Genomic DNA, 11,308 nt, shown 5'->3' with positions numbered 1-11,308 from the left:
GTCAGGCCGCGGCCTGAAACCTCCCTTGTCAGGAGCGAGTAGCGGGCTCCACCACCCGCCAACATGAAAAGCCGCGCGTCCCCAGAGAGAACGCGCGGCGATCAACCCCCCACGGGTGAACCTGTTCAGGCGACGGCGTTGATCTCCGCATCCTCCGAGTCGCGCAGCACATAGCCGCGGCCCCAGACGGTCTCGATATAGTTGTCGCCCTCACACGCCAGCGACAGCTTCTTGCGCAGCTTGCAGATGAAGACGTCGATGATCTTCAGTTCGGGCTCGTCCATGCCGCCATAGAGATGGTTCAGGAACATCTCCTTGGTGAGCGTCGTGCCCTTGCGAAGCGACAACAGCTCCAGCATCGCATATTCCTTGCCGGTCAGGTGCACGCGTGCGCCATCGACCTCGACCGTCTTGGCGTCGAGATTGACGGCGAGCTTGCCGGTGCGGATCACCGACTGGCTATGCCCCTTCGACCGGCGGACCACGGCATGGATGCGCGCGATCAGTTCCTCGCGATGGAACGGCTTGGTGACGTAATCGTCGGCGCCGAAGCCGAAGCTGCGCACCTTCGAGTCCATCTCGTTGACGCCCGACAGGATCAGCACCGGGGTCGTCACCCGCGCCACCCGCAGCTTCTTCAGCACGTCATAACCGTGCATGTCCGGCAGATTCAGGTCGAGCAGGATGATGTCGTAATCATACAGCTTGCCCAGATCCAGGCCTTCCTCGCCCAGGTCGGTCGTGTAGCAGTTGAAGCCCTCGGTGGAGAGCATGAGCTCGATGGCCTTCGCCGTGGTCGGCTCGTCCTCGATCAGCAGCACGCGCATCAGCCAGTCCCCTGTCACGAGCCGGCAATTCCATCCCACGGAATCGGTCGGCCCGGATTCATTAACCAAAGAACCTCTGAAGGCAAAAGGTTAATTTCTGGTTAGAGACGATCGGAAAACGCTTGCCGTTCCATCTTCGCTTCATTTTTCTGAACGTCCGATGGATGGACGACGCGCGGGATCGGCTCGCCCAGCACTTCGCGCAGGTACAGGCTGCGAATCAGGGTGAAGAACACCACCAGCAGCGCCGCCGAGAAGAACAGGCCGAAGATTCCGAAGACCACGCCGATGCCGATGATCGCGAAAACGGTGATGGCGGGCGGGATCGAGATCACGCGTTGCTGAACATAAGGGGTAATGAAGTTGGTCTGGATCAGCCGCACGATCGCATAGGTCGCCAGCGTCCCGACGACGGGCCCGGTGCCGTGGATCGCCGCCAGCCCGAGCGCGGGCAGCATCGCGGCGGTCGGACCGACATAGGGGATGAATTCCGACAGGCCCGCCAGCAGGCCGAGCGCAGCGGCGGAGGGCACGCCCGACAGCGCCAGGCCGATGCCGACCAGCACCCCCATCGTCGTCATCAGGATCAGCGACGATCGCAGCCACAGGCGCAGTGTCACCGCCACGTCGACCAGCGCATCCTCCACCGCCGGGCGGTGCTTGGGCGGCACCAGCAGCAACAGGCCGCGCTCATAGACCTTGGGATCGCCCGCGAAGAAGAAGGCGCCGACCAGCAGGAGCAGCGCGTTCAGGATCAGCTCGCCCGTGCCCTGCGCCAGTCCGCCGATATCCTGCGCGACGCGGCTGCCGGCAAAGGCGGCGCGCACCGCATCGACGATCTTGGCGCCCACCGGCGACTGGCTGGCCCAGCGCGCGAACTGGTCGATCAGGCCGGGCAGCGCGGTGACGAGCGCGTTGAGCTGCTGGCGGAAGGCGACGCCGAACAGCCAGACCAGGAAGGCGATCGCCGCCAGCACGGTCGCCATCGCCGCGCCCAGCGCCGCCTTGCCCGGCATCTTGAGGCGGCGGCCATAGAGATCGGCAAAGGCATGGATCACGGTCGCGCCCAGCACCGAGCCGAAGGCGAGGATCAGGAGGTCGCTCGCCCGCCACAGCGCCAGCACCACCGCCGCCAGCACCACCAGGATGACGGTGCGGCGGATGAACCGGCCGTCCGACTCGTCGGGGGCCAGGCGACCGGCGGGCGGGTCGGGCCGGATCGCGGGATCGTCGAAGCTCATGCGCCGATCATGGCAGAGCTTGGCCGCCCGCGACAGGTCTTGTCGCGGCGGCGCAAGGATCGCGCAGATGCTCGGCGAGAAAGGCGATCAGCGCCTCGACCCGCACCGGGCGCAGGGGGCTGGGCGGGGTGAGCAGGTGCAACCCGATCGCCGGCGGCGTCCAGTCCGGCAGAATCGCGACCAATGCGCCACTGGCCAGATGCGGTCCGACGATGAAGCCGGGCAGCCGTGCAATGCCCAGTCCCTGGAGCAGCGCCGGCACCAGCGCGTCGCCGCTATTGGCGGTCAGCGGCCCATCGACGCGCACCGTCAACACCGTCCCCTCCGCATCGGCGAACCGCCAGGGTCCGGGGGCATTGGCGTAGCCGAGCAGCCGGTGGCCGGTCAGGTCGCCCGGATGCGCGGGCGCGCCGGCGGCGGCCAGATAGGCGGGGGCGGCGACGATATGGCTGGCGATGCCGCACAGCCGGCGGGCGCGCAGCGAACTGTCGGCCAGGTCGCCGATGCGCAGCGCCACGTCGAAGCCCTCGGCGACGATGTCGATACGGGCGTCCGACAAGTGCAGGTCGATCTCCACGCCCGGATGCTGCGCCAGGAAACGCGCGACCAGGGGCGCGACATTGGCGATGCCGAAGCTCATCGGCACGGCGAGCCGTACCCGGCCGGCGGGGGAGGCGGCGGCGTCGTGCGCGGCCTCCTCGGCGGCGCGCGCCTCCGCCAGCAGGCGCGCGGCATGATCGGCGAGCGGCCGCCCCGCCTCGGTCAGCGCCAAGCGCCGCGAGGTGCGATGGAACAGCGACTGGCCGATCTGCGCCTCCAGCCGCGACACCGCCTTGGACACGGTCGCCTTGCTGAGGCCGATCGCGGCGGCCGCGCCGCTGAACGAGCGATGCTCCGCCACTGCGGCGAAGATCGCCCAGGCTTCCAAATCCGGCAGACGCATGGCGGCAGTGCTCCTTCGCGGGATGCTTATCTCCGGAAACGATCGGTTTCCACCGTTTCCGTTTACGCGACCCGCCAAGCGCTTATCTTGGCGGCATCACAGGAGTTCGACATCATGTCCGACACGATCACGACCATCGACCGCCGCGCCTTCGCCACGCTGGGCCATGCGAACCATGGCTGGCTCGACGCGCGGCATCATTTCTCCTTCGCCGGCTATCATGATCCCGAGCGGATGGGCTGGGGCGCGATCCGGGTGTGGAACGACGATGTCATCGCGCCGCAGAGCGGCTTCCCGCCGCATCCGCACCGCGACATGGAGATCGTCACCTATGTCCGCAGCGGCGCGATCACCCACCAGGACTCGCTGGGCAACACGGGCCGCACCGCCGCCGGCGACGTGCAGGTGATGAGCGCCGGATCGGGCGTCCGTCATGCGGAATATAATCTGGAGGACGAGCCGACCACGCTGTTCCAGATCTGGATCGAGCCGACCAGCCGGGGCGGCGAGCCGCATTGGGGCGCCAAGCCGTTTCCCAGGGGCGAGCGTTCGGGCCGGTTCGTGACGCTGGCCTCCGGTTTCGCCGAGGATGCGGATGCGCTGCCGATCCTGGCCAGGGCGCGGGTGATGGGCGCGACGCTGAAGGCGGGCGAGGCGACCAGCCATATCGTGGAGCCCGGCCGCCACGCCTATCTGGTGCCCGCCACCGGGCGGATCACGATCGACGGCCAGACGTTCGACGCCCGCGACGGCGCGGCGCTGTCGGGCGGCCGCACCTATCAGATTGCGGCCACCGAGGACGCCGAGATCGTCTTGGTCGACGCCGAATGATCCTCAGCCGGGATCGCTGAACTGTTTCGAGAAGGAGTGACCGATGACCAAGGTTCTGGTGCTATACTATTCGTCCTATGGCCATATCGAGCAGATGGCCGATGCCGTCGCCGAGGGCGCGCGTGAAGCCGGCGCGCAGGTCGATATCCGTCGCGTCGCCGAGACCGCGCCGCAGGCGGTGGTCGAGGCCGCGCATTTCAAGACCGACACCGCCCACCCGCTGATCGAAGGGCCGGACGCGCTGGCGGACTATGACGCGATCATCGTCGGCGCGCCGACCCGCTATGGCCGGATGCCCAGCCAGATGGCGGCCTTCTGGGACACGACCGGCGGCCTGTGGTTTCAGGGCAAGCTGATCGGCAAGGTCGGCGGCGCGTTCACCTCGACCGCCAGCCAGCATGGCGGGCAGGAGACGACGCTGTTTTCCATCATCACCAACCTGCTGCACCATGGCATGACGATCGTCGGCCTGGATTATGGCTTCCAGGGCCAGATGGGCGTCGCCGAGGTGCTGGGCGGCTCGCCGTATGGCGCGACGACGATCGCGGATGGCGACGGCAGCCGCCAGCCGCATGCCGAGGAGCTGGCCGGCGCGCGCTATCAGGGCAAGCGGATTGCCGAGACGGCGGCGAAGCTGTTCGGTTGATTGGGAAGCGGGGTGTCGGCGAAAGCTGACGCCCCGCGACCGGTTCGTGAGGCGTGACCGCTCGCGAACTTATAGGTTCTTGTTCCCCGGCGAAGGCCGGGGTCCAGTTCGGGGACGCTTGTGATGACGCGCAGCGCTCCGGTACAGCCACCTTCCCAATCGTTACCCGGCCTTCGTCGGGGAACACATTGGCGGACAGGTTTGGCTTAACCTATCTGCCGGACGGGGCTGCGATCACTCCTCGCCCAGGTCCCGCGCCACCTGCGGCGCGCGCAGCAGCTGGTCGATATGGCTGCCCTCGTCGAAGCTCTCGTCCGCCAGGAACTTGAGCTTCGCGGCATATTTCATCTTGATCCGCGTCGCGACCTCGCGCTGCAGATAGGCGGTGTTGGTGCGCAGCGCCTTCAGCACCGCCGCCTCGTCCTTGCCGAGCAACGGCTTCACGAACACCGTGGCGTGACGCAGATCGGGCGACATGCGCACCTCGGTCACTGACACCATATGCTTGGACAGCACGTCGTCATGCACGTCGCCGCGCTGCAGGATTTCGGACAGGATATGCCGCACCTGCTCGCCGACGCGCAGCGTGCGGACGGACTTTTCGGGGGCGGCGTCGCTTTGATGTTTCATGGTCGTCCTGCACCGCCGGTCTGCGGGCGGCGAAAAAATCCGGGGGCGACCGGCGGCGGCAAGGCCGCCACCGGTCGCGCGCCCGCTTATAGGGTGCGCTCGCGCAGCTCGACCTCGAAGGTTTCGAGATAGTCGCCGGAGCGGATATCCACGAAATTGTTCGAGAAGGTCACGCCGCACTCCAGGCCGGCGCGCACTTCAGCGACATCGTCCTTGAAGCGGCGCAGCGACGCGATCTCACCCTGATAGATGATGACGTCGTTGCGCATGATGCGCGCCTTGAGCGCCTTGCGGATGACGCCGTCGACGACCAGCAGACCAGCCGCCTTGCCATGCTTGCCCGCGGAGAAGACCTCGCGGATCTCGGCGCGGCCGACCACCGTCTCGAACGCCTCCGGCCCGAGCTGCCCGGCCATGCCGGCGCGAATCTCGTCAATCAGGTCGTAGATGACGTCGTAATATTTCAACGCCACCTTCTGCCGCTCGGCGATCTCGCGCGCCTTGGCATTGGCGCGGACATTGAAGCCGACGATCGGCGCGCCCGACGCGCCCGCCAGCGTCACGTCGCTCTCGGTGATGCCACCGACGCCCGAATGCAGGATGCGGGCGCGGATCAGATCGGTCGAGATCTTGTTGATCGACGCCACGATCGCCTCGACCGTGCCTTGCGTATCCGCCTTCACCACCAGCGGATATTCCGCCGCCTGGTTCTGGCGCAGCGCCGAGAACATCGACTCCAGGCTGGCCGGGGCCGAGGTGGTGCGCTTCTGGGTCAGCACGCCCTGGCGATATTCCGCCACTTCGCGCGCCCGCGCCTCGTTCTCGACCACCTGCAGCGGGTCGCCCGCCGACGGTACGCCCGACAGGCCGAGCACCTCGACCGGCATGGACGGGCCCGCTTCCTTGATCTGGCGACCCTTGTCGTCGACCAGCGCGCGGACGCGACCGCTCTCCGCGCCGACAACGAACACGTCGCCGACCTTCAGCGTGCCGCGATTGACCAGGATGGTCGCGACCGGGCCACGGCCCTTGTCCAGCTTGGCCTCGATCACCGTGCCGTCGGCCGGGCGGTTCGGGTTGGCGGACAGCTCCATCAGCTCGGCCTGGAGCTGGATCTTCTCGATCAGCGTATCCAGCCCGATCTTCTTGAGCGCCGACACCTCGACGTCCTGGACGTCGCCGCCCATCTCCTCGACCACCACTTCCTCGCTCAGCAGGCGCTCGCGCACCTTCTGGGCATTGGCCTCGTGCTTGTCGATCTTGTTGATCGCCACGATCATCGGCACGCCGGCCGCCTTGGTGTGGTTGATCGCCTCGATCGTCTGCGGCATCAGCCCGTCATCGGCCGCAACCACCAGCACCACGATATCCGTGACGTCGGCACCGCGCGCGCGCATCTGGGTGAAGGCCTCGTGGCCGGGCGTGTCGAGGAAGGTGACCTTCGACTTGTCCTTTAGCGTGACCTGATAGGCGCCGATATGCTGGGTGATGCCGCCGGCCTCGCCGCGCACCACATCGGTGCCGCGCAGCGCGTCGAGCAACGAGGTCTTGCCATGGTCGACATGGCCCATGATCGTGACCACGGGGGGACGCGGGCGCAGCGCCTCGGCCGCATCCTCGGCGGTGTCGACCGCCAGGTCGACGTCGCTGTCGGAAACGCGGACGATGTTGTGCCCGAACTCGGTCACCAGCAGCTCGGCCGTATCCTGGTCGATCGTCTGCGTCATGGTGACGGGCATGCCCATCTTGAACAGCGTCTTGACCAGGTCCGCACCCTTTTCGGCCATGCGGTTGGCGAGTTCCTGCACGGTGATCGCCTCGGGCACCTGCACGTCGCGGACCTGCTTGACCTGCGGCTCGCGCGGGCCGCCGAAGGAACGCTTCTCCTTCTCGCGCGCGCGCTTCAACGCGGCGAGAGAACGGGCGCGCGCGCCATCGTCGTTGCCGAGCGCACGGTTGACGGTCAGCTTGCCGCCACGACGCTCGTCACCGCGACGGTCGCGCTGCTGCGGCCGCGTGGCGGGAGCCCCGGCGCGCGGCGTCGCCGCACCCGAGGTGAAGCTGCGCGGCTGGGCCGTCGACGATTCGGCTGGCTTTGCAGCCGGGGTCGGCGCGGCGGCGGCGGCAGGCTTCTCGGCCGGCTTGGGCGCGGGCGGCGGAGGACGCTCGGGCCGCGCGACCGGCGAGAAGCGGCGCGGGGCCGGCATCGACGGATCGCGCGCCAGCTCGACCACCGGACGCGCCGGGGTGGGTGCCGGGGCCGGGGCCGGACGCGCCGCCACAGGGGCGGGGGCCGGCGTGGGAGCCGGTGCCGGTGCGGGAGCCGGCGCGGGCGCCGGCGTGTCTGCCTTGGGGGCGGGGGCCGGGATTACCGGCCGCTCGACCGGACGGAAGCCACGACCGGCCGGCGTCGCCACCGTGATCGGCGGGGCGGGGGGCGCGGGCGGCGCGGCCACGACCTGGGGGGCGACCGGTGCGGGCGCGGGGGCCGGCTCCGACGCCGGAGCCGGCGTCGGGGCGGGGGCCGGCTCGGCCGCCTTGGCGGCAGCCTCTGCCGCGGCCTGCGCCCGTTCGGCGGCGCGCTGGCGCTCCTCCTCGGCGGCGCGGGCGCGCTCCTGGTCCTCGCGGCGACGCGCGTCTTCCAGCGCGTGCATCCGCTGCTCTTCCGCCTCGCGCAGCAGGCGGGCCTGCCGCTCCTGCGGGGTCTCGTTGGCCGGTGCCGGGCGCGGGGCCGGCGCGGGGGGCGCGGCCGGCGTCGGGGCCGCGACCGCCACTTCGGCGGCCGGGGCCGGCGTCGTCGCCTCGCCCGCAGGCGCGGCTTCCCCGGGGCGACGGAACGTCCGCGCCTTCTTGGTCTCGACGATCACCGTGTTCGAGCGGCCGTGGCTGAAGCTCTGCTTCACCTTGCCGGTCTCCACCGTGCGGCGAAGTCCCAGCGGCGCGCGCATGCCCAGCTTCGGCTTGTCGTTGTCGGTTTCGCTCACTCAAATTCCTCGCGTACGTCTACGGCCGGAGACGCCGGGTCTGAACCGGGCGCCGATGCGCCTTGCGGGGCCGTTCCGCAAGGGGCCGATAAGGATTCGGATCCGATGAAATGCAGCCATCGGTCGAGCGCTTCGCTCACCCGCTTCGCTGCGTGCCGGTCGGTCAGGGCGATGTGTACCACATTTTCGCGGCCCAGCGCCAACGACAATATGGTGCGTTCGACCGGTAACGCCAAGCCCCTGAGATCGGAACCTTCACGATCGCTGCCGACGCGCCAGGCCTGGGCCAGCTTGCGCCGCCCGTCCTCACGCGCATCGGCGGCATGATAGAGCGCCTGGAGCTGCCCGGAGCGCGCCGCCGTTTCGATCCGGTCGGATCCGGTGACCAGCGTGCCCGCCTTCGCCTCCAGCCCCAGCCGGTCGAGCGCGTTGCGCTCCAGCGCGGACTCGATCAGCTGCGGCAGATCGTCGGGGATGGTCAAAGCGCCGGTCTTGAACGCGCGTGACAAGGCGCCGCGCAACCGGCCCTTGGCCAGCGCCACTTCCAGCTCGGCGCGATCGACGCCGATCCACGCGCCCCGGCCCGGAGCCTTGGCGCGCACATCTGGCAGGATCACGCCGTCGGGCGACAGGGCGAGCCGGATCAGCGCGGTGGGCGAGGCGCGATCCTGCGACAGGATGCACTTGCGGACCGGACCGTCGATGTCGGCTTGCGCGCGCTGGTTTAGCGAACGGGTCTCATTGCGAGGGGACCGCATCAGCGTCTCCCTTCGCGGCGTCGCGGTCGGCGAGCAACAGCCCGCCGGCCCCGTAGTTTTCGGTCGGCACTTCCTCGATCACGATCTGGACGGCGGCCGGGTTCTTGCCCAGCCGCTGCACCAGCGAGTCGGTGACATCGGCGACGATCGCGGCCTTCTGGTCGCGCGTCGCCGTGCCGGAAATGCGGATGCTGACGAACGGCATCAGGCCTGATGATCCTCCGTCGCGTCATCGCCGCCGGCCACGCCCTGCGCCTCGTCCGACGACTCGGCGGCCGGAGCCTCCTCCTCTTCGTCGGCGAACCAGTGGGCGCGCGCGGCCATGATGATCTCGTTGCCCTGCTCGTCGCTCAGGCCATATTCGGCCAGGATGCCGCCCTTGGGCTCCGGACGCTTGCCGTCGTCGTTGCGGCGGCGCGGCTCGGCGCGCTTCTTCTCGACCAGCTCGTCGGTCGCCAGGTCGGCGAGGTCGTCGAGCGTCTTGATGCCCGCCTTGCCCAGGGTGACCAGCATCGCCTCGGTCAGGTACGGCATGTCGATCAGCGCATCCTCGACCCCCAGCGCACGGCGCTGCTCGCGATTGTTCTGCTCGCGCCGGTCGAGCGCCTCCTGCGCGCGGCTCTGCAGCTCCTGCGCCAGATCGTCGTCGAAGCCCTCGATCGCCGCCAGCTCGTCGATCTCGACATAGGCGACCTCTTCGAGGTTGGTGAAGCCCTCGGCCACCAGCAGCTGCGCCAGCGTCTCGTCCACGTCCAGCTCCTGCTGGAACAGGTCGGAATTGGCGACGAACTCCTTCTGGCGCTTTTCGGAGGCATCGGCCTCGGTCAGGATGTCGATCGCCTTGCCGGTGAGCTGCGAGGCGAGCCGGACATTCTGGCCGCGACGGCCGATCGCCAGCGACAGCTGGTCGTCGGGCACCACCACCTCGATCCGCTCCTCCTCCTCGTCGATCACGACGCGGCTGACCGAGGCCGGCTGGAGCGCGTTGACGACGAAGGTGGCGATATCCGGCGACCAGGGGATGATGTCGATCTTCTCGCCCTGCATCTCCTGCACCACCGCCTGGACGCGGCTGCCCTTCATGCCGACGCACGCGCCGACCGGGTCGATGGAGCTGTCGCGGCTGATCACGCCGATCTTCGCGCGCGAACCAGGATCGCGAGCCGCCGCCTGGATGGTGATGATGCCGTCGTAGATTTCGGGCACTTCCTGCGCGAACAGCTTCTTCATGAAGTCGGGATGCGCGCGGCTCAGGAAGATCTGCGGTCCGCGATTCTCGCGCACCACCTTCAGGATCAGCGACCGGATGCGATCGTTGACGCGCACTACTTCGCGCGGAATCTGCTGGTCGCGGCGGATCACGCCCTCGGCGCGACCCAGATCGACGACGATATGGCCGAACTCGACGCGCTTGACGACGCCGGTGATGATTTCGCCCTGGCGGTCCTTGAACTCTTCATATTGCCGCTCGCGCTCGGCATCGCGGACCTTCTGGAAGATGACCTGCTTCGACGCCTGCGCCTGGATGCGGCCGAATTCGATGGGGGGCAGCGGATCGACCAGGAAGTCGCCGACGACGGCGCCCTTCTTCAGCTTCTGCGCGTCCTTCTCGGACACCTGCTTGTAGAGGTCGTCGACCAGCTCGACCACCTCGACGACGCGCCACAGGCGCAGGTCGCCGCTGTTCGGGTCCAGCTTCGCGCGGATATCCATTTCCTGGCCGTAGCGGGTCCGGGCGGCGCGCTGGATCGCGTCCTCCATCGCCTCGATCACGATCGCGCGATCGATCATCTTCTCAGACGCGACCGAGTTGGCGATCGCGATCAGTTCGGCGCGGTTGGCGGTGGCCGTGGCCATCAGTGGATATCCTCTGCTGATACGGGCGCCTCGTCAGGCGCATCTTCGAATTCGTCGGCGCCGTCCATCGACAGCGGCGCGGTGGCGGCGATGAGCCGGTCGGTCATCACCAGCTTGGCATGGTCGATCTGGTCGAAGCCGATCGTGGCGATGCCGTGCTGGCCCAGGTCGATCGAGATGCGGTCGCCCTCGACCCCCGCGATGTCGCCGGTCAGCTGCTTGCGGCCGTCCACCGCCTCGGTCAGGCGGACGCGCGCCTCATGACCCGTCCAGTCGCGATAGTCGGATAGCCGGGTCAGCGGCCGGTCGATGCCGGGACTGGACACCTCCAGCCGGTACGCCTCGGCGATAGGGTCGCGGCCGGCCGCCTCCAGCGCGTCGAGCCGATCGGAGATGCGGTGCGACAGGGCGGTGCAATCCTCGATCGTCAGCTGACGCGTGTCGGGCCGCTCGGCCATCACCTGGAGCGTCGGGTCCGACTTGCCGCCGGTCATCTTCACGCGCACCAATGCGAAACCCAGCGCGCGCGCTTCGGGTTCGATCAGGGCGGTCAGGGCAGCGATATCGGTCAAGCGGAACTCCATGCGAGGG

At 68.6% G+C, this 11,308-nt stretch carries 11 protein-coding genes; 2 read left to right on the top strand and 9 right to left on the bottom strand.

Annotation, left to right across the window (positions count from 1 at the left end; genetic code table 11):
- Positions 1-125 precede the first annotated feature (125 nt).
- The 3 genes from ctrA to GGQ96_RS03235 form a co-directional block, all read right to left on the bottom strand.
- Positions 126-827, bottom strand: a complete 702-nt coding sequence (gene ctrA / locus GGQ96_RS03245) for a response regulator transcription factor CtrA (RefSeq protein WP_184111458.1) — start codon at positions 825-827, stop codon at positions 126-128.
- A 101-nt stretch (positions 828-928) separates the two neighbouring features.
- Complete coding sequence (locus tag GGQ96_RS03240) at positions 929-2,068, bottom strand: AI-2E family transporter (RefSeq protein ID WP_184111456.1); 1,140 nt, start codon at positions 2,066-2,068, stop codon at positions 929-931.
- 7 nt (positions 2,069-2,075) lie between these two features.
- Positions 2,076-3,011, bottom strand: a complete 936-nt coding sequence (locus GGQ96_RS03235; RefSeq protein WP_184111454.1) for a LysR family transcriptional regulator — start codon at positions 3,009-3,011, stop codon at positions 2,076-2,078.
- Positions 3,012-3,125: 114 nt separating this feature from the next.
- Here GGQ96_RS03235 and GGQ96_RS03230 point away from each other — a divergent pair, with 114 nt between their 5' ends.
- The gene (locus GGQ96_RS03230; RefSeq protein ID WP_184111452.1) at positions 3,126-3,842 is read left to right on the top strand and encodes a pirin family protein; all 717 of its coding nucleotides are present in this window, start codon (positions 3,126-3,128) and stop codon (positions 3,840-3,842) included.
- Between the two features lie 43 nt (positions 3,843-3,885).
- The gene (gene wrbA / locus GGQ96_RS03225) at positions 3,886-4,488 is read left to right on the top strand and encodes an NAD(P)H:quinone oxidoreductase (protein ID WP_184111450.1); all 603 of its coding nucleotides are present in this window, start codon (positions 3,886-3,888) and stop codon (positions 4,486-4,488) included.
- Between the two features lie 234 nt (positions 4,489-4,722).
- Here wrbA and rbfA read toward each other — a convergent pair whose 3' ends face one another.
- The 6 genes from rbfA to rimP form a co-directional block, all read right to left on the bottom strand.
- Complete coding sequence (rbfA, locus tag GGQ96_RS03220) at positions 4,723-5,118, bottom strand: 30S ribosome-binding factor RbfA (protein WP_184111448.1); 396 nt, start codon at positions 5,116-5,118, stop codon at positions 4,723-4,725.
- A gap of 86 nt (positions 5,119-5,204) precedes the next feature.
- Positions 5,205-8,102 carry a translation initiation factor IF-2 gene (gene infB, locus GGQ96_RS03215; RefSeq protein WP_184111446.1) on the bottom strand — a complete coding sequence of 966 codons (2,898 nt, stop codon included), beginning with the start codon at positions 8,100-8,102 and terminating at the stop codon, positions 5,205-5,207.
- Positions 8,099-8,860, bottom strand: a complete 762-nt coding sequence (locus GGQ96_RS03210) for a DUF448 domain-containing protein (protein ID WP_184111444.1) — start codon at positions 8,858-8,860, stop codon at positions 8,099-8,101. Before GGQ96_RS03210 ends, infB begins: the two co-directional genes overlap by 4 nt.
- Positions 8,841-9,065, bottom strand: a complete 225-nt coding sequence (locus GGQ96_RS03205; RefSeq protein ID WP_184111443.1) for a tautomerase family protein — start codon at positions 9,063-9,065, stop codon at positions 8,841-8,843. The genes GGQ96_RS03210 and GGQ96_RS03205 overlap by 20 nt, the downstream gene beginning before the upstream one ends.
- On the bottom strand, positions 9,065-10,717 hold the full coding sequence (nusA, locus tag GGQ96_RS03200; protein ID WP_184111442.1) for a transcription termination factor NusA: 1,653 nt from the start codon (positions 10,715-10,717) through the stop codon (positions 9,065-9,067). Before nusA ends, GGQ96_RS03205 begins: the two co-directional genes overlap by 1 nt.
- Entirely contained in the window at positions 10,717-11,289 is a 573-nt protein-coding gene (gene rimP, locus GGQ96_RS03195; protein WP_246360018.1) for a ribosome maturation protein RimP, read from the bottom strand. The genes nusA and rimP overlap by 1 nt, the downstream gene beginning before the upstream one ends.
- Positions 11,290-11,308: the final 19 nt, after the last annotated feature.

Source organism: Sphingomonas abaci (assembly GCF_014199625.1).
Lineage (GTDB): Bacteria > Pseudomonadota > Alphaproteobacteria > Sphingomonadales > Sphingomonadaceae > Sphingomonas > Sphingomonas abaci.
This window is presented reverse-complemented; position numbering and strand designations above follow the sequence as displayed.

What these genes read in the sequence shown, in the direction of transcription:
- ctrA (WP_184111458.1), bottom strand. Translation starts at nt 827, where the DNA reads ATGCGCGTGCTGCTGATCGAGGACGAGCCGACCACGGCGAAGGCCATC.
- GGQ96_RS03240 (WP_184111456.1), bottom strand. Translation starts at nt 2,068, where the DNA reads ATGAGCTTCGACGATCCCGCGATCCGGCCCGACCCGCCCGCCGGTCGC.
- GGQ96_RS03235 (WP_184111454.1), bottom strand. Translation starts at nt 3,011, where the DNA reads ATGCGTCTGCCGGATTTGGAAGCCTGGGCGATCTTCGCCGCAGTGGCG.
- GGQ96_RS03230 (WP_184111452.1), top strand. Translation starts at nt 3,126, where the DNA reads ATGTCCGACACGATCACGACCATCGACCGCCGCGCCTTCGCCACGCTG.
- wrbA (WP_184111450.1), top strand. Translation starts at nt 3,886, where the DNA reads ATGACCAAGGTTCTGGTGCTATACTATTCGTCCTATGGCCATATCGAG.
- rbfA (WP_184111448.1), bottom strand. Translation starts at nt 5,118, where the DNA reads ATGAAACATCAAAGCGACGCCGCCCCCGAAAAGTCCGTCCGCACGCTG.
- GGQ96_RS03210 (WP_184111444.1), bottom strand. Translation starts at nt 8,860, where the DNA reads ATGCGGTCCCCTCGCAATGAGACCCGTTCGCTAAACCAGCGCGCGCAA.
- GGQ96_RS03205 (WP_184111443.1), bottom strand. Translation starts at nt 9,065, where the DNA reads ATGCCGTTCGTCAGCATCCGCATTTCCGGCACGGCGACGCGCGACCAG.
- nusA (WP_184111442.1), bottom strand. Translation starts at nt 10,717, where the DNA reads ATGGCCACGGCCACCGCCAACCGCGCCGAACTGATCGCGATCGCCAAC.